The sequence below is a fragment of the Lewinellaceae bacterium genome, from assembly GCA_020636105.1.
In the GTDB taxonomy this organism is placed as follows: domain Bacteria; phylum Bacteroidota; class Bacteroidia; order Chitinophagales; family Saprospiraceae; genus BCD1.
In genome coordinates this window covers 841,823-864,793 of the sequence record JACJYL010000002.1, presented here as the reverse complement: position 1 = coordinate 864,793, position 22,971 = coordinate 841,823, and the positions used below count along the sequence as shown (strand labels likewise).

Here is a 22,971-nt window from a genome sequence, read left to right as displayed (position 1 = left end):
TAGCTTTAGATCGTCGGCCGTCAGCCTCCTAAAGTTTATTCTTTTACAAACCGCTTTCGAGCCACCCCTTCTGTTGTACGGAGTCGTACCCAGTAAATGCCGGAAGGCGCGTACCTCAAATGAATGTCTGTTTCTTCAGGATTTTCATTGGCCAGTTTTTGATAGATCAATCGTCCATTCATGTCAAAAATCTCAACGGCTTCCATTTTCAGCCCGGGTATTTTCAAGGTAAAAGACCCGGTATTTGGATTAGGATAAAGCATAACCCGGCTTTCGGGAATGATTTCTTCTGTGTGATTAATAAAGCCTACTTCTGCAGTGATTACCGATAAGCAACCCGAGGCATCGGTGACGGTTGCGGTATAAGTTCCTTGTTCCAGGTTCTCTATGTCTTCTGTTACCGATCCTGTATTCCACGAAATGGTATAAGGCGGCAATCCTCCCTGTATGGTCAGATCGATATTGCCGGGAATATCATCGATTTGCGGCTCGGTATCCACAAAAACATTAAGGCATTCCGCCAGGCTCCATATTTCAGCGCCCCGTATTCCGTCATTGGCAGAGAAATACAATTTTTCATTAAAAAGCGTCAGGTAAGCCGGATCAGCATCAGGTATGCCGGGGCGGATGTCAGCTACGATGGCCAGCGTAGTATCATTGTATTCCCATAATTCCCGACCGTAATCTTCAGTGAGGGTGGAGAAATAGAGCTTGTCATTGAAAACGACTAAATAATAGGGATTACTCGCACTCGGATGAAGATCTCCCGTTAAAACCGTTTCGTCCGTTGCTGCATCGTAATAGACCAATTCGGCATTTACCGATGATGAAAAACGGCCGTTGAAAAATAATTTATCATGATAAACCGCCAGGAATTCCGGATTGAGATTGCCTGAAATCTCGGTTCTTTGGGTTAGAACATCATTTTCCGGGTCATAACTAAAAAGCTGGTAGGAGGCGTCAGGTTTATAGGCACTGAAATACAATTCCCCATTATAAGCTCTAAACCACTGCGGATTGCTGCTATCTTCCCCCGGATTGATATCCGCTACCAGGGTGACCTGGCCCGTGGCATCATTGTATTTCCATAGTTCATTGCCGGATGTTCCGTCATTGGCACTGAAGTAAAGGTCACCCTCAAAAACGAACAAATTCTCAGGGTTACTACCGCCTGAAGGGTTAAGATCTGAAACGAAATTATAGGTATTGGTTGAAGGATGGTAAACAAACAACTCCTTTCCTACCACATCGTCGTTGGGGCTGAAATAAAGCAGCCCGTTGTAAGAGGTGATATCGGTGATATGACCAACATCACTGGGGGTAAGGTAGGAAGTGGGGATGATCTGGTTTGTAATATCATCATAATACAATATTCCGTATCCCGCGTTAGGATCAATCCCTGAAAAGTATAATTTCCCTCCCAGGCTTGTAAATCCGTTAGGGGAAATGCTGCCCGGCGCATCCGAAAGGATATTCACCATTCCCGTACCCGGATCATATACCCAAATTTCATTGCCGCTGTTAAACTCACTGGCTGAAAAATACAATTTTCCGTTAAAAGGGGTAAATCCGTAGGGATCCGAACCGACGGTGGTTTGATTGATGTCGGCCGCCAGTTCGATGGTCGGATTGCCCGGGGTGAAACGGAAAAGTTCCCGTCCTGTGGGGAGATAAACCCCGGTAAGAAAGATGCTGCCGTCGGTAGTAAAAAGCGTGTTGAGGTAATTGGGATCTCCTCCGTTATCAAGGGTTGCTTCCTGGGTAACAGATGCATCGCCCGAGGCGAAGGAAAACAAATATCTGTCTGTTTCATTGACGCTGGCGGCGAAATACATTTTTCCGTCAAGGATCATAAATCCGGCCGGATTACCGTTTCCGCCGGGGTAAATATCTTCTACTAATGATATAGTAAAAGTCCCGGGTTCGTAAACCCTAAGTTCTCTGCCATGCGCCTGTGTTCTGGCTGAAAAGTATAGTTTCCCGTCATAAGTGGTGAATTCAGCAGGGGAACTACTGCCCGGCCCCGGATAAATTTCCGGAACGTCGAGCAAGGTATTGGTGGAGATGTCGTAAACACCCAGTTCGTCTCCGCTGCCCTGAACAAAACTTCTGAAGAAAAACTTGCCGTCAAAATAATGCATGAAATTCATGGAAGGATAAACGCCTTGAGGGCTTTCGTAAATGATGTTTTCAACCATTTCTGTTTGGGGATCGTATCGCCACAAACGGCTGTCACTTATCCCATCATTGGCGGTAAACCATAATTTTCCATCCACCTCATTAAACGATCCGGGGTAACTGGATCCTGTTGGGTTGAGATTGGCTAACAATTCAACAGTATTCGTCGCAGGATCATATTTCCCCAGTTCGGAATCATTATTGGTAAATTCGGCGGCGAAGAAAAGATTTCCGTTGAATACGGCAAAATTGCCGGGTTCTCTGATTACGTCGCCATTGCTGCCGATCAGGCGCTGGGCACTTCCATCCGCCGGGTCGTAAACGTATAAATAATGGTCACTACCCACTCCGTCCCTTGCATTAAAAAAGATTCTGCCATCAAAAGCGATAACTTCGGAGATTCCACTATCGTCCTCGTATGGTCGGATATTGGCTACCAGTTGGGCGGTTTCCGAGACGAGGTCGTATTGGAAAAGCTCCTCACCGTGAATGCCGTCGTTGGCCCGAAAATAGAGTACTTCGTTCAGCTGGGCAACAAAATCCGGATCGGACCATGCAGGTTCCTGGTTGATGTCACGCTCTAATACGAGCTGGGAAAAAAGAGGAAAAATAAACAGTAAGGTCAGGAGGGTGAGTGGAAAACGTTTCATTGTTTGTTCGATTTTTGGTCAATTATTGGATATAAAGGTACATCAGGTAAATGTAAAATTTAAAATTTAAAATGATAAATTATAAACCTGCCAGCTCCGCAGGAAGGCTGGTTTAAAAGCACTGATTTTCTGTGATTTACAAGATTAAGAATGTCAATTTGTTTTTTCATCGTTCCCTGGAGAAATAATAAATTTCAGATGCTAAAGGATAAAATTTATTTATATCCATTTTAACGGCCACAAGTACTTCATTTTCTTCCATTCAATTTGTAAAAAAGCCGCGTTCAACGAGAGTTAAACGCGGCTTTTTATGGTAATAAACATTCCGGACTGAGTTTTACCCCAGCAGTTCTCTCGTTTTGGCCAGTGCTTCGTCAAGCCCTTCAGGATTTTTTCCGCCGGCAGTGGCAAAGTGTGGCTGGCCGCCGCCACCGCCCTGGATGGCTTTTGCTGCCTCGCGAATCATCTTTCCGGCATCGAGTCCGTGGCTTGCTACCACTTCATTGCTGATCATCAGGGTCAGCTGAGGGTTGCCATTGACTATAGCTCCAAAAGCGATAACCGCGTTGCCCAGTTCTTTTTCCAGTTGGAAGGCCAGGGTCTTGACGGCATTAGCATCCGTGATGGGCAATTTGGCGGCGATGAAGTTGATGCCGTTCACCTTTTCGATGATGCTCTTTAAATTATCCTTCAGTCCGCTGGCCTGGGCCGCCACAAGTTTTTCCAGTTCCTTTTTCAGCTTTTTGTTTTCTTCCTGTAACGCCTCAACGTGCCTGGCTGTTTCTCCCGAACTTTTCAATAAAGCCCGGACGGCTTTGAGTTCATTTAATTCGTCGTTCACAAAAGCTTCCGCTTTGTCGGCTGTAATGGCTTCTATTCGACGAATCCCGGCGGCAACGGCTCCTTCTGACAATATCTTGAACTGTCCAATTTTACCCGTTGAAGTAACGTGAGTCCCACCGCATAATTCCCTGGAGAAATTTTTGTCAAAAGTGATCACGCGAACATTTTCACCATATTTTTCGCCAAATAACATCATCGCCCCCAAAGCTTTCGCCTCCTCTATGGGCATGTTTCTCTCTTCTTCCAGTTTGATATCCTCACGGATCTTTTCGTTGACCATTTGCTCAATGGCAGCGAGTTCCTCTTCGGTAACTTTCTGGAAATGGGAAAAGTCAAAGCGTAATTTATCAGCGTCAACACTTTGTCCTTTTTGCAGGGCATTATTCCCCAAAATCCTATGCAGGGCAGCATGCATAAGGTGTGTGGCTGTATGGTTGTTTTCGGTAGCATTGCGAACCCCAGGATCCACCTGGGCCAAAACTTCTGCTTCCAGGTCGGCCGGCAGTTTTTCCACTATATGAATGCTAAGATCGTTTTCCCTTTGTGTGTCAATTACTTTTATCTTTTCATCACCAAAAGTCAGCCAACCTGAATCACCGGCCTGCCCTCCGCTTTCGGCATAAAAAGGAGTGGTGTTCAGCACGATCTGGTATTGGTTACCTTTTTTTAGTTTTACGGTTCTGTATTTCAGGACACTGGCATTATGTACCTGCAATTGGTCATAACCGACAAAAGTTGAAGATTCTCCGTCGTCCAATACGTACCAGTCACCTACCTGTTTTTGAGCAGCGCTTCTGGCGCGTTCCTTCTGAGCAGCCATTGCCGTTTCAAAACCAGCTTCATCTATGGTCAGCCCCTTTTCTTCAGCTATAAGTCGGGTGAGGTCGATCGGGAATCCAAAAGTATCGTACAACTCAAAAGCCTCCTCACCGTTGATCTTCCCATCGGAGGTGTCAATGGAGTCTAAACGTTTTAATCCTTTAGCCAAGGTGTTGAGGAAGGATTTTTCTTCCCCTTCAATGATTTTCGCGACCTGGTCTTTTTGGGCCATCAATTCCGGAAAAATTTCCTTAAACCGCTCAGCGAGCAGTGGAATGAGGGTATGTAAAAACGGCTCGTTTATATCGAGAAATGAAAAATAGTATCGTACAGCGCGGCGGAGAATTCTCCGGATGACGTATCCGGCTCCCGTATTGGACGGCAACTGACCGTCAGCAATGGCAAAAGCCACGGCACGGATATGGTCAGAAACCACCCGCATGGCAATGTCCGAAGTGGCAGCGTTTTCGTAGCGGTTGGTATATTTTTTACCGGATACTTTTTCTATGTATTCAATAAAAGGGGTGAAAACATCCGTTTCGTAATTTGACTTTTTCCCTTGCACGGCCATACAAAGACGCTCGAATCCCATTCCGGTATCTACGTGTTTGGCGGGGAGTTCCTCGAGGCTGCCGTCTGCCTTCCGGTTGAATTGTATGAATACAAGGTTCCATATTTCCACCACCAGCGGGTCATCGGCATTGACGAGGTCCTTGCCCGCAATCCTGGCTCTTTCCTCCTCACTCCTCAGGTCGATATGGATCTCCGAACACGGGCCGCAAGGACCGCTGTCTCCCATTTCCCAAAAGTTATCTTTTTTGTCGAAGTACAGGATTCGATCCCGGGAAACGTATTGAGCCCAAATATCAGCAGCCTCTTCATCAGGTTCCAGATTTTCGGAAGGTTCGCCCTTAAAAACAGAAACGTAAAGGCGATTTTTATCCAGTTTATAAACCTCGGTGAGCAATTCCCAGGCCCAGGCAATGGCTTCTTTCTTGAAATATTCACCAAAGGACCAGTTGCCCAGCATTTCAAACATGGTATGGTGGTAACTGTCCCGGCCTACTTCTTCGAGGTCGTTATGCTTTCCGGATACCCGGAGACATTTTTGGGTGTCCGCTATCCGGGGCACGTCTGGAGTTTGATTGCCGAGGAAAAAATCCTTAAACTGGTTCATGCCCGCATTGATAAACATCAATGTAGGGTCATCCTTGTTCACAATGGGGGATGAGGGCACGATCTTGTGTCCCTTGCTCTTAAAAAAGTCTAAAAAAGTCTTACGTATCTCCTGTGAAGTCATCGCTGATTATTTTGAGGCGCGAAGATACGGAATTTTGGATTTGTGATCTACGTTTTTACAAGACGGATGTAGATATTTTATTAAAATATCTTCAAAACTGCATCCTAAAACGAAATTTAAACATGCTCTAAAGGCATTCAACCCGTTTTACTCATTTTTAAGAATTCGTTCCCTAAACATCTCTCTGTATTTTTTCCCTATGGGGATGGGGTGTTTTTGCGCCTGTCCGGGATATTGCAGATCAAGTGATGAAAGGTTTTTGGCATAACTTTTTAAATAATCCATATTGATGATAAAACTGTCATGAACCCTTACGAAGGAGGATGGATTCAGCAATTCAGCCATGTTTTTCAGCGTGTCCCGGGTGAGAAGAACCTCGACCGGGGTGATTACATTTACGTTTACATTGGCTCCTTCCAGGTAAATGATCTCATCGTAAAAAACATTGATAATCTTATTGCCTTCCTTTACGGGAATATAGGGCCGAACCTCTTGTTTTGGTGAAATTGATGCCGAAATACCTGAATCACCGGTCTGCTGAAGCTGCCCGATTACCTTATCGATTGCCTGGTTCAGTTTATCCATTTCCAAGGGCTTCAACACATAACCGCTGACATTGTAGTCGTAACTTGGAACGGCGTATTGAGGATGGGCGGTGGTGATGATGACCTTCGGCTTTTGATTCAGTTTCTGGATGGCCTTGAGGAGGTCAAGCCCGTTGAATTCAGCAAGCTGGATATCGAGGAACATTATATCAGGCCTATTATTTTCCTGCGAACAGAGAAATTCGTAGGCGGTATCCGCGCTTTCAAATTGCTCAATGACTTTCAGATCGAGCCGTGTGGACAGCATATTGGCAAGGTTTTCTCTTTGCATAGCCACATCTTCTATGATGATGCAGTTAAAATGACTTTTCATGGAGTGGAACTTTTAATTTGGTGAAATATACGTCTCCTTCCAAAAATATTTCCAGGTCGTATTGATCTTTATAGATGAGGTTGAGGTTCTCCCGTGCATTTTTCAATCCTAATCCACCGTAACGATTTTGAATAATGTTATGTTCGTTTTGGGCATTGACTTTAAAAGTGTTGGCGGTAGAAAGGGTGAGTAAGTTCGCTTCAATTCCGATGGATATCCGAATGAATTTTTCCGATCTTTCTTTTTTGTTGTAATGTTTAAAGCAATTTTCAATAAAGGTAAGCAAAAGCATGGGCGCAATGACCTGACCAACGGTATTGTCGCCGGTTATTTCAAGGGAAAAATCTGTTTTGGAAGGCAGCTGAAGTTTTTCGAGAGCGACATAACTTTTTATGAAATCTATTTCCTGTTCTACAGGCACGAAAGCCTCATGGGTGCCGTAGAGCAAATATCTCAGGAGTTTTGACAACTGGGCCATCAGGTCAGGAAGGGCTTCTGATTTTTGTTTGGCCAATATCTGTAGGTTGGCCAGGGTATTGAACAAAAAGTGAGGACGAATTTGCTTTTTTATGAAATTTAATTCACGTTTTGTCTGAATTCTTTCCCTTCGTTCTATTGCCCTCATACGCTCCATGGAATCCTTAATAAACGAAATGCCGGAAGTGCAAAGAATAAGTAATAAAATTACGATGGAGTTGACAAACCATTGGGGATCCACTATTCTGCTCACCAGGTCAAAACCCGGAGTGAGGCTCCAGCCGAAAATAAAAGCGGTAAAGGCACTCGCTGCCAGAAAGAGATAAAATCCCCACCCTTTAAGCTGGGCTTCGTTGATGAGTTTGATCTTAAATATTTGTTGGAACTGGCCTTTGAAAACAAGGAAAAAATTGAAATAAACGGGAATGGCCAGGATGAGGTTGTAAAACAGGGTCTCCACAAAAATTTTGGAGTAGATGTCAATTTTGCTGGGAATATTGAACGCCTCGATGATGGAACTTCTTCCCATGGCTCCCTGTTGCCAGGCAATGATGGAAAATATACAAAAGACAATAATAAATACCCCCAGGCCAAAGCTCAGGTGTTGTACGATATCTTTTTTCATCAATTGAAAAAAGCGTGCCTGCCTTTTGGTGATCATTTTACTCATAGTTGTCATACAAGGTCGTTCTTTTTGCGGATTTTTTCAATACTAAGTATTAAATAAACAACAATCCAATGCTTGTTGCAGACGATGCGGAAATTGTTGTAAACGGTTCCGATTCAAACAAAATGGCTGTTTGCATCAAATTCAATATCAAACTCAACGGCTGCTTTTTTTTGTCCGCAAGTCTCCTCTACTTGCGATGGAATTCACATAAAACCCTGGATAAATGTGATGATAAATAAACAATCACCAGGTCAGCAGGGCTGATAATATAAGAAAATGAGGGCTTACCTTTTTTCCAAAAAGAACAGCCGCTACGGCCACATTTTTTAATAAAACCAACCGTCATGAAAAATCTTTATCCACTACTCTCAAGCCTTTTCTTTTTCATTTTTTTGATTAATCCATTAGGCGCAAATACCCCATTATTTACCCTTTCTTCCACCGAAATTTGTGGGGGTGAAGCCATCACCGTTAATCCTCTTTTTGCGACCTTCGACGACTACTTTTGGGATTTCGGAAATGGCAGCACCAGCACGGAGATCAATCCTGGCAATGTCACCTATGCCGAACCCGGTGTTTATAATATTACCTTACAGGCAAGTGATGCGGCAGGAATGCTGGTCATTAACAATGTTACCGTAAATAGTATTCCGGGCACTTGGGGGCAGGGATTGTTCGATCCCCTGCCAGACCTGTATCTGGTCATTCGTGATAGTCAGGGCAATTTCATTTGCTCTACACCAGCGGGCAATTATAACTTTAGCGTGCCCCACACTTTCCAAATGAATGCCATCCTGGAACCGCAGAATTACACGTTGGCCGTTTGGGAATATGACCTGTTTGGTGGGGATGATTATCTTGGAACTGTTGCATTTAGCGGAAGCGGAACCTATAATGATATCAATACGGGAATGCAACTTTCGATCAATGCTGCCATCATAAATGAATTTACCTATTCGCAAAGCATAACGGTATCCGCTGTTTTTGGCGGCACTACAGAAGTAACGCTTTGTCAGGGGGCATCCTATGCTCTGCCGGATGGTACGGTTGTGAATGAATCAGGAACCTATTCAACCACTTCCACCAATGCTCTTGGTTGCGACAGTACCTTTATTACTCAAGTTACTTTTCTGGAGTCTGCCAGTGAGTTCGTCTTCGATTATATATGTTCAGGAGAAATATACACCTTGCCCGATGGACAGGAAGTAACGGTTTCCGGAGTTTATGAGACTAATTTTACGGCTGTTTCCGGTTGTGACAGTACCATTGTCACTAACCTGAGTGTGTCTGATCCGGGCACAACAACGCTTATGGCAAAGGTATGTAAGGGAGACAGTTACGAACTTCCGGATGGTAATATGGTCCAGGGAGCCAGTACCTATACTGTTTTTATCCCTAATAACCTCGGATGTGATAGTACTGTTATCGTCGAATTGGACGAATACGGTGAGATGATCCTTGAGGATACTATCATTATTGCCAATACAGGAAATGCCAATGGTTCCGTTTCCCTTCAGGTGACCGGAGGAAATCCTCCGTATGAATATTTGTGGGATAACGGAAGCGACGATCCGGTTTTGACGGGATTAGTGGGAGGAACTTATACTGTTACGGTAACCGATGAATGTCTCACTTTTATGGTCTTCACCTTTGAGGTGCCAGAGGAGGTAGTTAGCGTATTTGAAACGATAGAAGATATTCGATTTAAGGTTTATCCCAATCCATTTAATCAGTATCTCAAAATTGATATCAATGATGGCTGGGTAACCGATGGAGTGGAAATGCAAATATTCACGACCCAGGGTCAATTGATCAGCAAGCGGTTCCTTTCCAACTCATTTGAAGAGATCAATATGGAAACCCTGCCTTCTGGTTTATATCTGCTGCGATTCATGTCTTCGGGGAAACTGGCCGGCTCTGTCAGCGTGGTTAAAGAATAACACCTTTTGTTTATTTCTTACAGCGTACAATGAAACTTATATTTTCTTATACTTACGCTTAGGGTTTTTCTTTTTCAAGTGTACTGTAAGAAACTTGTTGTTCTTTAATCGCTTTTACCGAGTTAAAAAATATTGGAATGAATTCGAAAAAAATAATACTGCTGACTTTAATCCATTTTTTTGTTTGCCTTAAGGGTATCAAAGGACAGGCCATCGTGGAGGGAAACGGAGTATATTATCCGTACCTCCATCCCGTCGAATATGAGCAGGTTGTTTATAAATCAGCCTACCAGATCGATGAAATTGGATTGGGGATTTTGGAAAACCTGGCCCTAAGAATTTATTATCCTGCTGATCTTGAACCGGACGAAAAAAGGCCCCTGGTGGTGCTGATTCACGGAGGAGGATTCATAGGGGGCAACTTTTCCAGTTTTTTTGATGAAGCGGAATGGCTGGCCCAATTGGGATATGTGGCGGTTTCCGTTCAATACAGGTTATGTAAAAGAAATGATTGCCTGATAGCCGGAGCCCTGACTTTTCCCTGTAATGTCTCCTGGGGCAATTCCCTGGTTCCTTCCTCATACGTTGCCGCGGTGGATGTACAGGATGCCATCAACTGGCTGATAGATCATAGTGATATTTATCCTATTGACCCGGACAAAATTGCAGTGGGCGGGCACAGCGCCGGAGCCTTCACAGCCCTTAATGTCGCCTACATGGACCAGGAAGAAGCCAATGAAATTTGCGCGGGTTGCGGTACCTGGCCAGATTACCTGGAGGGTAATTTAGAGGATATCCCAGGGATCAAATCGGTATTTAGCCTGTCGGGAGCCATGTATGATACCACCTGGATCGACCCGGAAGAAACTCACATTGATCTCATGGCCATCCATGGAACGGATGATGGGGTGGTGTACTACGGAGCTGAGCCGGTTTATCCCTGCTGTAATACTTACGGGATTCCGGTATTCGGTGCTTGTCCTTTGGTTCAACGTCAGCAAAATTTAGGGGGTGACAGCTATCTTTTAACCGGTACCGGTTTTGGACACGATGTATTTGAACCTGAATGGTGGCCGCGTATCCAGGAACAGGTATTGTGGTTTTTAGGGAAGAGTTTATTCGGGGAAGCTCCCATTCAAAAGCATGTGGAAATGATCCGGTCAAGCCCTGTGGCCAATTGCCCTGCTCCCCTCCAGCCCATTGTACCCGCGGTTTTGTGCGGGCCTGAGTTGTCGGAACCTTTTCCTGTTTTTTTTGAATTTCCCAATGCAACGACAGAGGTGGATTTGGAAAATAATCTTCGACTTTACCCGAACCCGGCAAGTGATATTTTGTTTATCGAATTTGATTTTCACAAAACAGATAGTGAAAAAGGAATCACTTTTGAAGTTTTTAATACTTTAGGCCAAAGGGTAACCAGGCATGAAATTTTCGATATTTTCGGAACACTGTCATGGCCGGTTGGCCACCTGGAAAGTGGTTTGTATTGGCTGAAGGTCAATATTTCAGAGGGACATTTCGGATGGAAGCGGTTCGTGGTAGTGCAATAAAGGATTATTTTTCAGGTCCAAAATCGGTTGGAAATAACAAACGGTCAGGCACATCATATGCCTGACCGTTTTTGTATTTAATTGAGTATGAACAAACGAAAGAGTTACCCGACAACGGATTTGTCCTTTGCCATACCGGCATACATGAGCGCAGCCCCCGTAAGTCCAAGATCTTTCAGCACCATGGATGTAGCGGTCTGATCTCCATCTATAGCTCCCGGTAGCCATACCGACAGTAAAATGATGAGCAACAACAATGCGAGTAATAAAGATGCCAGCTTGTCCATCTTGCCAATGAAAATACTCACCGCTGCGGCAATTAATGCCGCTCCGGTAATGTAAATCATGATCTCACCTCCAAAGGGAGCCATGGTGGCCATTCCTTTTGCATTCATAAAATGAAAAAGGCCAAAAATAGCGATTGGAAGCGCAAAGATGTACTTACCTAAGTTAATAATCCCATTCATAATGTTGTGGTTTTAGTTAAAAATAAGGTTTGGTTGTATTGCTTATTAAGAAAGTGTAATATACTGTAATTTAATTTTTTAACAAAGAAAATAATTGAATGCAACTAAAAAGCCAATGATATATTCATGATAAATGTATTTCTGTAAAATATTTTTTTGGTAAATAAAAAACGCCCGGACAAAATTGCCCGGGCGTTAAAATTTTCTCATAGACGAGGTGATTCCCCCGATCGGATTTTGTTAATGATTTTTCCGTTCTTGTTTTATCCACATTTAGAAAAACCGCAATTGTGGCAAATTAAACAGCCTTCCCGATAAACCAGGCCTCCTTCTTCACCACATTCGGTACATTCCTCCTTAGAGGCGACCGTTCCATCAGGAATGAATTGTTTTAAAGCTCTCACGACTCCGTTTTTCCAGGTGTTGATATAATCCTGTTCAGCATTGAGACCATCTACTAATTCTACCGCATACTGGATGGGCATTCCGTGGCGGAGCACACCGGAGATCAATTTGGCGTAATTCCAGTATTCCTTATCAAAAGAGCGGGACAACCCTTCAATGGTCACCCTGTATCCTGATTTATCCTGGAACTGGAAATCATAACGGTTCTTGCCGTCCGCCTCCTTGGCCTTGATGATCCATCCGTTATTTACATAAGTGGGCAGACCGAAAGTATCTTCCGCCTTTCCGGTAAAGATCTCGTAGGGTTTGTTTTCAAAAAGCCCAACGACGCCTATCCAGTTTTCGTCACTGTTTTTGAAACGTACCACTTTAGCTTCGAGTTTTTCAGGACGTTTTGGAGCAGAACTTTCCATGAATCCCTGGTTGTCTTGTTTGGTTTCTTTGGAAATTAAAACACCGGCTCTTGAACCGTCCCGGTAAATAGTACAACCTTTACATCCGCTTTCCCAAGCGGTTTTATAAATCTCCCGGACCATTTTTACAGGCGTTTCATTGGGAACATTAACGGTAACACTAATGGAGTGATCCACCCATTGCTGGATTTGTCCCTGCATTTTTACTTTTTGAACCCAGTCCACATCATTGGCGGTTGCCTTGTGATAAGGGGATTGGGCAATAAGCTTATCCAGTTTTTCCTTTGGCCACAGCTGAACTTCCCGGGTGTCAAAACCGTTGACTTCCATCCAGGTGACGAACTTATGGTGAAAAACATTGTACTCTTCCCAGCTGTCGCCCACCTCATCTACAAAAGTAATGGTGGATGCCTGGTCATTTGGATTGACTTTCCTGCGTCTTTTATAGGCAATCAGGAAGCATGGTTCAATGCCTGATGAAGTTTGGGTCATAAGACTGACACTTCCCGTTGGGGCAATCGTCAACAGCGCAATATTGCGGCGACCGTATTTGACCATATCCTTATACAAAACAGGATCGGCTTCTTTGATTCTTTTGATGAGCGGATTATTCGCTTCCCGCTTGGCATCGTAAATGGAAAAAGCACCACGCTCTGCCGCAATGTCAACAGAAGATCTGTATGCGTTCAGGGCGAGCGTTTTGTGTACTTCAACGGAAAAATCGATGGCTTCATTACTACCGTATTGAAGATTCAGGGCTGCGAGCATATCTCCCTCAGCGGTGATGCCAATTCCGGTACGGCGTCCTTCCACACAGGTCTTGCGTATTTTTTCCCAAAGTTTTCTTTCGGTAGATTTTACTGAAACATCTTCGGGATCCTTGTCAATTTTATCAATGATCTGGTCGATCTTCTCCAGCTCAAGATCAATGATGTTGTCCATGATTCTTTGAGCCAGGTGTACATAGGTTCCGAATTTTTCAAAATTGAAATAAGCCTTTTTAGAAAAGGGCTCTTCGACAAAACTGTACAGGTTGATGGCCAGCAGGCGGCAACTGTCGTAAGGGCATAGCGGAATTTCACCACATGGATTGGTGGAAATCGTCTTGTAACCCAGATCAGCGTAACAATCCGGGACAGATTCACGGATGATGGTATCCCAGAACAAAACGCCTGGTTCAGCGGATTTCCATGCATTAAAAGTGATCTTCTCCCATAATCCTTTTGCATTGATCTCCTTCTTAAAAGTGGGTTCGGTAGAACCAATAGGGTACTGCTGAACGAAGGTATCGCCATTTAAGGCAGCCCGCATGAATTCATCCGTAATACGAACGGAAACATTGGCACCGGTGATTTTTCCCTGCTCGAGTTTGGCATCAATAAAGGATTCAGCATCCGGATGCTGGACAGAAACGGATAACATCAAAGCGCCGCGCCTTCCATCCTGTGCCACCTCTCTTGTACTATTGGAAAAGCGTTCCATAAAAGGCACAATCCCCGTGGAACTCAGGGCGCTGTTCATCACGGCGCTGCCTGTCGGGCGTATGTGGGATAAGTCATGGCCTACTCCTCCACGACGTTTCATCAACTGGGCCTGTTCTTCGTCTATCTTAAGGATGCCGCCATAAGAATCGGCGTTGTTGCCTATTACGAAACAATTCGACAGGGAAGAAACCTGGTATTTATTGCCAATACCGGCCATCGGACTTCCCTGAGGGATGATGTATTGGAAATCTTTAAAGGCGTCATAAAATGTTTCCGGTGACAAGGGATTGATGTATTTGGCATCTACACGGGCAATTTCATTGGCGAGTCTTCGGTGCATATCATCCGGTGTCAGCTCGTATATTCTTCCCTGGGAATCTTTCAGTGCGTATTTGTTTACCCATACATTAGCCGCAAGAGAATCTCCCTTGAAGTAATCCGTTGAGGCTTGCAGTGCTTCATCAAAAGTGTAACTCTGTTCTTTGCCTGTCACTTTTTCATCGATTTTGATGCCATTTTTAACTTCCATGTACGATTGATTTAATGATGTTTGGTTATCGGTTAATAAATTATTCTATAGTATGTTTTGTCAATGTTGTTTTCATGTCAATTGAAAACTTCCCTGTGGCCTTTCTTTTTTGAGGGAAACAGGGGGTAAACCAAATTTATGTTAAGTTCAAGCAAAGGCTTTTTGCTTAAACAAAATTATGCTGCTGTTGGAGGAAATTTTACCCGAACTATACCGAATAAACCAGTATTAGGTCGGATGGAAATAATTAGATGGTCGTCCGGCTACAAAACTAAAAGAAAAATGACTAAATGGCATAAAAAGTTATTCACACAATGTGGAAAAAGTTCGTAAATAGCTGATTATGAATCGATTAAAATTATAAAATTTGTAATCTAAATGTGGATAAAGTGTTGAACGAAAAAATGTAAGTTATTGATTATCAGTATATTTATACTATTTCCTTCTAAAAAAGGGCCGTTTTTATCTGCTTTTTGGAATAAAAATTTTAGGATATGAACATTTTGAAACGAGGAACTATTCCATAGTTTCATTGAATCTATTACACCAGTCCTTCCCGAAGCAGATCGTGCAGATGGATGAAACCGTAATATTTTCCGCCTTCTGCCACCACCAGTTGGGTAATGCTGTTTTTTGACATGACATCCAGTGCTTTAATGGCCAGGGCATCACGGGCGATGGTTTTGGGTTTTTTGGTCATGATATCTTTGGCGTACACTTTAAGCAGGTCGGGTTGAGAAGATAACATACGCCTCAAATCCCCATCGGTGATGATGCCTGCTAGTTTGCCTTTGTCATTCACCACCGCCGTAGCACCAAGTCTGTTGGATGAAATTTCCATAATGGTGAGCTGGAGATTGGTATCCGGATGAACAACAGGTTTTTCATTTTGCTCATAAATATCTTTTACCCGCAGGTATAGTTGTTTGCCCAAAGCGCCCCCAGGATGGACTTTGGCAAAATCTTTGGCTGAGAATCCCCGGTAAGCCAGCAGCGCGGTAGCCAGGGCATCTCCGAGAGCCATTTGGGCCGTGGTGCTGGCTGTAGGAGCCAGGTTGTTAGGATCTGCTTCCTTGCGAATCGGCGTATGTAAGAGAAAATCCGACTGTTTGCCCAGGAAAGATTCTGGTCTGCTTGTCATTCCGATCAGTTGGTTGCCCATGTTTTTGAGCAGTGGGACGAGAACTTTTATTTCGGCCGTTTCCCCGCTTTTCGAAATACACAGTAACATATCATTCGGCCGGATCATACCCAGGTCACCATGTATGGCATCGGCAGCATGCATAAAAAGGGAGGCCGTACCGGTGGAATTAAGGGTGGCGACAATTTTTTGTCCTACAATGGCACTTTTTCCAATGCCGGAAATGATCAGTCTCCCTTTTGAATTGAAAATGGCCTTGATACAGGTAACAAAATTTTCATCGATGCTGTTCCTGAGCTCAAGTAGGGTTTCAGCCTCAATGTTTATGGTCTCCAGGGCCGTATTAATAATGGTTTTTTCCTCTTTCACAATAAAATTTTTTGTATTTTTGTCGGCTTTTGATTTAAACAGGGCTGGCAATATGGAATAAAAGGCCTAAAATTCGTTTAAATCAACAAATTAAATTAAATTTAAGGGAGTAATTAAATTATAATAATCCAAACAAGTCAATAACATCGGCTTATTCCATAACCGGTGATTGTAATTCCTGTTTTGAAAGGTGTTTTAATTTAACAGCCTTTCTGAAAACGCAAAAATAATAAAAAGATGAGTGCCATGACCATGACGAAAGATAGTTTGCACGAAGCACTTCAACGGTATTTCGGATTTGGACAGTTTAAAGCCAATCAGGAATATATTATCCAGAGCGTACTGGAAGGAAAAGATACCTTTGTAATTATGCCAACAGGAGGGGGAAAATCCCTCTGTTATCAATTGCCTGCCATGATGATGGAGGGGACTGCTTTAATCATTTCTCCTCTCATTGCCTTGATGAAAAATCAGGTAGATTCTATCCGGGGGCATAGCCAGCAAAATGAAATTGCTCATTTCCTGAATTCTTCCCTGACCAAGTCCCAGATGAAACAGGTTAAGCAGGATATCCAGGATCATAAAACAAAATTACTCTTCATCGCTCCGGAAACGCTTACCAAAGTAGAAAATATCCTGTTTTTTAAAGATACTAATATCTCCTTTGTCGCAGTGGATGAAGCCCATTGTATTTCAGAATGGGGGCATGATTTTCGCCCCGAATACCGGCGTATTCGGACCATGCTCGACGAAATCGGACCAGAGATTCCTGTGATCGCGCTAACCGCTACCGCCACCCCAAAGGTACAGTCCGATATTGTTAAAAATCTCAGGATGAATGAACATAATACGTTTATTTCTTCCTTTAACAGGACCAATCTGTATTATGAAATGCGTCCGAAAGGCAAAAAGGATCAGACGATGAAAAGCATCGTTCAGGTCGTGAAAAGCGTCAAAGGACAGTCCGGAATCATTTATGTGCAGGCCAGGAAATCAGCAGAGGAAATAGCCAAGGTGCTTCTGGTAAATGATGTGAAGGCGGCTCCCTATCATGCAGGACTTGATGCTAAAACGCGAAGCCTGACCCAGGATGGTTTCCTGATGGAAGACATTGATGTGATCGTGGCCACTATTGCCTTCGGAATGGGAATCGATAAACCGGATGTGCGTTTTGTCATCCATTACGACATTCCCAAGAGTATCGAAAATTATTACCAGGAAACGGGGCGTGCCGGCCGTGACGGACTGAATGGCCGATGTGTGGCCTATTATTCCTATGCCGATATTTTGAGACTGGAAAAATTTTTGAGAGACAAACCCGTAGCAGAACGTGAAATGGGTGCTCAGTTATTGTCAGAAGTGATGGCTTATGCCGAAACCACTTCATGCCGAAGGAGATTCTTGCTACATTATTTCGGGGAAAAATACCCGGATGAAGGTTGTGGAGATATGTGTGACAACTGTAAACATCCCAAAGAAAAGGTCGAGGCCAAGGATGACCTGGAACTGTGCCTGAAGACCATTGTGGAGCTGGATGAAAATTACGGAATCAAAACGCTCCTTGAATTTATTACCGGCAAGGAAACCAAACAGATGAAAGATTTTCGGTTTGACCAGAAAGAATTGTTTGGTATAGGCAGGGAAAAAGATATTACTTTTTGGAGTTCGGTATTGAGAAGCGCGCTGCTCAACAATTACATCTATAAAGATATCGAAACCTATGGGTTGCTCAAAATGACCGAAAAGGGAAAGACTTTCCTCAAGAAACCTCATTCATTTTTGATCCCCATCAATCACAATTACGATGACCAGACCGCAGCCTTAAATGAACCTGTTCAAAAAACGGCCGTCCTGGATGAATTATTGATGGACATGCTCAAAGACCTCAGACGGAAAGAAGCCCATAAACAAAATGTGCCTCCTTTTGTCATTTTTCAGGACCCCTCTTTGGAAGACATGGCTACCCAGTATCCTATTACAATGGATGATATGACCAAGATCACCGGGGTCAGTAAAGGAAAGGCCATTCGATATGCCAAACCATTTCTCGACATGATCAGGTTACACGTCGAGGAAAATGATATCATGCGTCCTTCTGATTTCGTTGTCAAGCAGGTGGCCAATAAATCCAAACTCAAGATCAATATTATACAGGGAATCGACAGGAAAATCCCATTGGATGAACTTGCCTCTACGAATAACATGACGATGGAAGAAATGTACCACGAATTGGATGCTATTGTCAGTTCCGGGACAAAAGTCAACATCGATTATCATATTGAAGAACATATCGACGAGTATGCACGGGAGGATATCTATGATTATTTTATGGAATCCGAAACAGACTCCGTGGATGTAGCTTACCGCGAACTGCAGGAAGACGATATTACTATCGATGAAATCCAGCTGGTGAGGATTAAATTTCTCTCGGATATGGCAAATTAGTGTAGTATGGATATGCTGATCATCAATGGCCCCAACCTCAATTTACTGGGAAAGCGGGAGCCTGAAATTTACGGGAGTCGCCGTTTTGAGGATTATTTTTTGGAATTGCAAAAAAAATTTCCGGAGGTTGGGTTACACTATTTTCAATCCAACTCAGAAGGAAGCCTCATTGATAAATTACATGAGGTTGGTTTTTCCTTTGAAGGGATCATCCTGAACGCAGGAGCCTACACCCACACCTCCATTGCCCTGGCCGATGCCGTTGAGGCCATCAAAACACCGGTCGTGGAAGTCCACATTTCCAATGTTTATGCACGGGAATCTTTCAGGCATCATTCCTACCTGAGCCCTAATTGTGCCGGGTGCATCATTGGAATGGGCATTACAGGGTATGAATTGGCTTTAAGGTATTTCCTGGACCGCTATGATGAAAAAAATATAAGCATTAAGGTCTAGATCCTTTAGGTGCCTGTTTGGCCAGCCGAGAAAATATCATCCCAGGAACAGATAAATTATTGTTTGGGAAAACTCCCCAGAATAGGGATTTCGATCATGCGCAGGTTTTTTCTTTTGCCCAGGCTGGTTTTTTTGTATTTGAATACTTTGCCAATAATCCATCCTGCAGAGAGGGTAGAGGCGGAAACGATGGCATCCCCTGCGCTGTATTTTGTTTCCGGTCTCCCGTCTGTAGCATAACCAATGACGCCGAATACTGACCAGGCAGCCCCGAAAGTCATCAGGGATATTTTAGCTGCCTTCGACCAGCCGCGTTCCGTCCTCAGCGCTCCAATATCCGACAGCTTCAGGTATCCACGAACCGTTTGAATGAGTTGCTGGTCGATGATGAGGTCCTCAATAATTACATAATGCCAGTCTTCGCTGTCCTTGAGTTGGTAAGTAATGCCCTGGCCAATGTATAATTTCTCTGCTTTGGGTTTGCCATAAGTTTCTATTTGTAGAATTTTTTGGGCCAGGCCGTTGAATCCTAAAAAACTAATTAAGGTCAGCGTAATAAAAGTGCGCATAAGCATTGGTTTGAAGGTAAAGGTTTGGGAGGTGGATCGTCGTAATAATAGAACTCTTAAACCGGGTAAAGGTTGTTTGGGCTCCCATCATTTTTGGCGATTCTGCTGATCGATAAATTTTTGAATGATCTTTTTTATGGCGTGTTCAATTTTGGGGGCATCGGAAAGGTTTTTGCCGGTAAAGATCACCATGAAAGCAAAGGCTTGTTCCTGATTATTTAAACCCTGGTATAAATGATGTTTGTTTAAACGGTAGGCCTCCCGGATACGTCTCTTTAGAAAATTCCGGTCAACGGCCTTTTTAAAGTTTCTTTTCGAAGCACTGGCCGTAAATTGAACCGGGTACTTTTGCCTTGCAGGTTCCGGATTTTCGGGATCGGTGACTTCCTTCCACAATAACAATAGGGGAAATTGGCCAATCGTCTTGGCGCCACTAAAAAGGCTTTGGATGGTTTTTCGACTCTTTAGCCGCTCCTCTCGTCTGAACCGAAAATCTGTCATCAAGGTAAATTAGTTTGCTGCAATTTATACAAATTATATAAGTCGGGTAAAAATTCTTTCCCTCAATTTGTCACATTCGGCTATTTCGCGGCTTTTATAGATATGGACATAAGATTGAAAGGATAAAACTAAAAGCGCAAATGAAAAATTATAAATCATCTGTATTAGGTATTAAATCATGGGCGGAAGAGGATCGTCCGAGGGAAAAATTGTTGTTGAAAGGAAAACAAAACCTTACTGACGCGGAATTACTGGCTATCGTTTTGGGATCAGGGTCGAGAAATGAAACGGCGGTAGGGCTTGCTCAGCGGATGTTGGGATCGGCAGAAAATAACCTTGAAAAATTGAGTCGGCTAACGTTAAAGGAATTGATGACTTTCAAAGGGGTAGGGGAGGCCAAAGCGGTAACGCTGGCGGCAGTCATGGAGCTGGGCCGTCGCCGACAGCTAACAGATGTAAAGGAAAAACCCCAATTGCGATCGAGCAGAGATGCCTACGATACAATTGGCCCTGTTTTGATCGACCTCGTCCATGAGGAATTCTGGATATTACTGCTCAACAGGGCCAATCGCATCATCAGCAAAGAACAAATCAGCAAGGGAGGCACTGCCGGAACCGTAGTGGATGCAAAGATCGTTTTCAGGATTGCCCTGGAAAAACAGGCTTCTTCCATGATTCTTTGCCACAACCACCCTTCGGGTAACCTGCGCGCCAGCCAGGCCGACCTGGCACTTACCAAAAAACTGGTGGAAGCAGGCAAGCAACTGGATATTATGGTACTGGATCACCTCATTGTCACGCAATCGGGGTATTTGAGTTTTGCCGATGAGGGGATGATGTAGGAGGGATATTGATTCTCCCTACCTTTGGGGTCATATTCGCTGTGTGGCAATAGCCGGCTTGGGTACGTTGTTTCGCAAAAGAGTATTGAGGGCATTGTTGTAGGCATTGGTCAGGGTGCCGGTTTGGGAATTGATCAGGTTGATAACGGAGTTGTAGGTATCCACATCCTCCTGGGTGAGTTCAGCTTTTCCCATGATATTGACCATTTTTTTATATTCTGCTTCAGCAAGGTCTTTGTAAAATGTTACGAGAGCTATCCCGGCATCCCTGAATTGGGTGTCCCCGTTGAAATCGGGAAAGAGTTGCAGCTTTTTAAGCTCTTCCCTGGAGGCCTGCAGGAGTTTCAGCCGGGATTTTTCCATGTTCTCGGAATCCTTTTCATTCATGGCATCGGTGAATGCAGCGTTGAGTTTTGAAATCCTAAAGTATTTCATAAAAACCACCCGGTAATAAGCATTAACTTTATTGATCTGGTTGATCTCTGAATTCTCTTCTGCTTCCAGCAATTTGATGTTGTGTCTTTCGGCAAATTCCCGCTGTGATTTTTGATATTGGTCGGCTGCCCTGGCGAGGTTTTTTTCAGCGGCATCCTGGGCATTGAGGTATTCCTGCATGGATTCGAAAGAATCGCTGCTTTTGGATTTAAGCATATTGATCTCTGTGAACTCTATCTCGAAAGATTCCAGGTATACTTTTAAAACGGTCAGCAATTCTGCCCGCATACCATCATCCTTTTCATAGGGAGGGAGTGTACCTACCTTTAAAATCGCTTTGCCAAGTTGATTGATGACTTCAACCCGCTTGGTTTCTACTTCCTGGACATCATCGCTGTGAACGGAGTATTGAACGTATTCCAGGTTTTTGGCGGCCAGCTGGTTGTGCTGGTTGTTCAAAAAATCAAAATACTGAACAGGATCAGAGAACTCCTGTCCTGCCAGGGATCCCAAAAATAAAAAGCTTAACAAAAAGAGGACTATAGATTTCATAAGGTATCTTATTTGAATTAGATCGGTTCAAAGATATAAGTAAAGTCATTTTATACCAAACGACAACGGTTAAAAAAAAATTGGCTTTCCCTGGTATGGACAAATTGAAAAGGTGGATTTAAACCATGGCAAATTCCGTCTAAGAAGGCTTTAGGTGTGCCGGCATACCAGATACAACACTGGTATAACCGGCCATCTTAAGTTAACAGGTACAAAATAAATAACAAAAAAAGGGTTTTAGCTATTTACTATACGGGTAAATAAATATCATTGCAGAGGAAAAGCGGTGAAAAAGTTAAATAGTTAATAGGTGTAAACAGGATGATAGGAATGAATCAATACCGTAAAGGCAAATATAATTTAAAAATTTCATATCGCCTTGTTTTGGTATTCTTTTTATTCGGTCATTTCCCAAAGTTCACTTTTTCGATAAACGGTACCACGAAATACAGCGACTAATGTTCCTGCCTGATTTTCCACCAAAATTTCATACAGGGCAATGCGGTATTGTTTGCTTTGTTCCACAACCCTGGCGGTCAGAATATCTCCCGCAATAACAGGTTTTAGGTGAGAAATGGAGGTCTCTATACTCACTGCTTTTTGGCCGTGCGAATTGGAAGCAAACGCCAGGGCAGAGTCTGCAAAGGAAAAAGTGATTCCTCCATGTGATGTGCCGAACCCATTGAGCATTTCAGGGCGAACGACCATCCTCAGTTGGCAACTACCGGGAGCGATTTCAAGGATTTCAATGCCCAGCCATTGGCTGAAGGCATCATTATCGTACATCATTTTAACAATGGCAGAAGCTTTTAACTGATCGGTCATGATGGTAGTGTATGTTAAAGTTTGAACCTTCAGCCAGGGATTCCCGGTTATCCAATCCCCGGCTGAAGGAAAAATTGTGGAAAAAGTACTAACTTTAGTGCAATGTTAGAAAAAAATCTCAAAGCAGCGTTTTTTTTGTAAGAGTAGTCTTCAGACAAACAGCCGTGTTTTGAGAGCAATTAATTTGATACCG

General features: G+C 43.6%; 16 protein-coding genes. 5 read left to right on the top strand and 11 right to left on the bottom strand.

Annotated elements, in window-relative coordinates; genetic code table 11:
• Positions 1–35: 35 nt before the first annotated feature.
• The 4 genes from H6571_20580 to H6571_20565 form a co-directional block, all read right to left on the bottom strand.
• Complete coding sequence (locus H6571_20580) at positions 36–2,828, bottom strand: T9SS type A sorting domain-containing protein (GenBank protein MCB9326148.1); 2,793 nt, start codon at positions 2,826–2,828, stop codon at positions 36–38.
• A 337-nt stretch (positions 2,829–3,165) separates the two neighbouring features.
• A complete protein-coding gene (alaS, locus tag H6571_20575) occupies positions 3,166–5,790 on the bottom strand; it encodes an alanine--tRNA ligase (GenBank protein MCB9326147.1) in 2,625 nt (874 codons plus the stop codon).
• A gap of 147 nt (positions 5,791–5,937) precedes the next feature.
• Positions 5,938–6,708, bottom strand: coding sequence for a response regulator transcription factor (locus H6571_20570; protein MCB9326146.1), 771 nt, complete (start codon positions 6,706–6,708; stop codon positions 5,938–5,940).
• A complete protein-coding gene (locus H6571_20565; protein MCB9326145.1) occupies positions 6,692–7,864 on the bottom strand; it encodes a histidine kinase in 1,173 nt (390 codons plus the stop codon). The genes H6571_20570 and H6571_20565 overlap by 17 nt, the downstream gene beginning before the upstream one ends.
• A 335-nt stretch (positions 7,865–8,199) precedes the next feature.
• On the opposite strand from H6571_20565, the gene H6571_20560 reads away from it, so the two are divergent.
• Together H6571_20560 and H6571_20555 are read left to right on the top strand one after the other, a co-directional pair.
• Complete coding sequence (locus tag H6571_20560) at positions 8,200–9,795, top strand: T9SS type A sorting domain-containing protein (GenBank protein MCB9326144.1); 1,596 nt, start codon at positions 8,200–8,202, stop codon at positions 9,793–9,795.
• Positions 9,796–9,932: 137 nt separating this feature from the next.
• On the top strand, positions 9,933–11,345 hold the full coding sequence (locus tag H6571_20555; protein MCB9326143.1) for an alpha/beta fold hydrolase: 1,413 nt from the start codon (positions 9,933–9,935) through the stop codon (positions 11,343–11,345).
• 104 nt (positions 11,346–11,449) lie between these two features.
• On the opposite strand, the gene H6571_20550 is transcribed toward H6571_20555, so the two are convergent.
• From H6571_20550 to H6571_20540, 3 genes are all read right to left on the bottom strand, one after another.
• The gene (locus H6571_20550; protein ID MCB9326142.1) at positions 11,450–11,803 is read right to left on the bottom strand and encodes a DoxX family protein; all 354 of its coding nucleotides are present in this window, start codon (positions 11,801–11,803) and stop codon (positions 11,450–11,452) included.
• A 272-nt stretch (positions 11,804–12,075) separates the two neighbouring features.
• A complete protein-coding gene (locus H6571_20545; protein MCB9326141.1) occupies positions 12,076–14,643 on the bottom strand; it encodes an adenosylcobalamin-dependent ribonucleoside-diphosphate reductase in 2,568 nt (855 codons plus the stop codon).
• A 541-nt stretch (positions 14,644–15,184) separates the two neighbouring features.
• Positions 15,185–16,153, bottom strand: coding sequence for a KpsF/GutQ family sugar-phosphate isomerase (locus H6571_20540; GenBank protein ID MCB9326140.1), 969 nt, complete (start codon positions 16,151–16,153; stop codon positions 15,185–15,187).
• Positions 16,154–16,399: 246 nt separating this feature from the next.
• Here H6571_20540 and H6571_20535 point away from each other — a divergent pair, with 246 nt between their 5' ends.
• Positions 16,400–18,598, top strand: a complete 2,199-nt coding sequence (locus H6571_20535; protein ID MCB9326139.1) for a RecQ family ATP-dependent DNA helicase — start codon at positions 16,400–16,402, stop codon at positions 18,596–18,598.
• A gap of 6 nt (positions 18,599–18,604) precedes the next feature.
• A complete protein-coding gene (gene aroQ / locus H6571_20530) occupies positions 18,605–19,054 on the top strand; it encodes a type II 3-dehydroquinate dehydratase (GenBank protein MCB9326138.1) in 450 nt (149 codons plus the stop codon).
• A 56-nt stretch (positions 19,055–19,110) separates the two neighbouring features.
• On the opposite strand, the gene H6571_20525 is transcribed toward aroQ, so the two are convergent.
• Positions 19,111–19,623 (bottom strand): hypothetical protein, encoded by a 513-nt coding sequence (locus tag H6571_20525; protein ID MCB9326137.1) that lies wholly within the window; start codon positions 19,621–19,623, stop codon positions 19,111–19,113.
• Between the two features lie 87 nt (positions 19,624–19,710).
• Entirely contained in the window at positions 19,711–20,127 is a 417-nt protein-coding gene (locus tag H6571_20520) for a ribonuclease P protein component (protein ID MCB9326136.1), read from the bottom strand.
• Positions 20,128–20,264: 137 nt separating this feature from the next.
• On the opposite strand from H6571_20520, the gene radC reads away from it, so the two are divergent.
• Positions 20,265–20,966: a DNA repair protein RadC gene (gene radC, locus H6571_20515; GenBank protein MCB9326135.1), complete on the top strand. Its 702-nt coding sequence runs from the start codon at positions 20,265–20,267 to the stop codon at positions 20,964–20,966.
• Between the two features lie 30 nt (positions 20,967–20,996).
• Here radC and H6571_20510 read toward each other — a convergent pair whose 3' ends face one another.
• Entirely contained in the window at positions 20,997–21,953 is a 957-nt protein-coding gene (locus H6571_20510) for a hypothetical protein (protein MCB9326134.1), read from the bottom strand.
• 396 nt (positions 21,954–22,349) lie between these two features.
• Positions 22,350–22,778 carry a hydroxyphenylacetyl-CoA thioesterase PaaI gene (gene paaI, locus H6571_20505; GenBank protein ID MCB9326133.1) on the bottom strand — a complete coding sequence of 143 codons (429 nt, stop codon included), beginning with the start codon at positions 22,776–22,778 and terminating at the stop codon, positions 22,350–22,352.
• Positions 22,779–22,971: the final 193 nt, after the last annotated feature.

Bases quoted from the DNA above. Each gene is read 5' to 3' on its own strand.
- H6571_20580 (MCB9326148.1), bottom strand. From the start codon at position 2,828: ATGAAACGTTTTCCACTCACCCTCCTGACCTTACTGTTTATTTTTCCT.
- alaS (MCB9326147.1), bottom strand. From the start codon at position 5,790: ATGACTTCACAGGAGATACGTAAGACTTTTTTAGACTTTTTTAAGAGC.
- H6571_20570 (MCB9326146.1), bottom strand. From the start codon at position 6,708: ATGAAAAGTCATTTTAACTGCATCATCATAGAAGATGTGGCTATGCAA.
- H6571_20565 (MCB9326145.1), bottom strand. From the start codon at position 7,864: ATGACAACTATGAGTAAAATGATCACCAAAAGGCAGGCACGCTTTTTT.
- H6571_20560 (MCB9326144.1), top strand. From the start codon at position 8,200: ATGAAAAATCTTTATCCACTACTCTCAAGCCTTTTCTTTTTCATTTTT.
- H6571_20555 (MCB9326143.1), top strand. From the start codon at position 9,933: ATGAATTCGAAAAAAATAATACTGCTGACTTTAATCCATTTTTTTGTT.
- H6571_20545 (MCB9326141.1), bottom strand. From the start codon at position 14,643: ATGGAAGTTAAAAATGGCATCAAAATCGATGAAAAAGTGACAGGCAAA.
- H6571_20535 (MCB9326139.1), top strand. From the start codon at position 16,400: ATGACCATGACGAAAGATAGTTTGCACGAAGCACTTCAACGGTATTTC.
- aroQ (MCB9326138.1), top strand. From the start codon at position 18,605: ATGGATATGCTGATCATCAATGGCCCCAACCTCAATTTACTGGGAAAG.
- H6571_20525 (MCB9326137.1), bottom strand. From the start codon at position 19,623: ATGCGCACTTTTATTACGCTGACCTTAATTAGTTTTTTAGGATTCAAC.
- radC (MCB9326135.1), top strand. From the start codon at position 20,265: ATGAAAAATTATAAATCATCTGTATTAGGTATTAAATCATGGGCGGAA.
- H6571_20510 (MCB9326134.1), bottom strand. From the start codon at position 21,953: ATGAAATCTATAGTCCTCTTTTTGTTAAGCTTTTTATTTTTGGGATCC.
- paaI (MCB9326133.1), bottom strand. From the start codon at position 22,778: ATGACCGATCAGTTAAAAGCTTCTGCCATTGTTAAAATGATGTACGAT.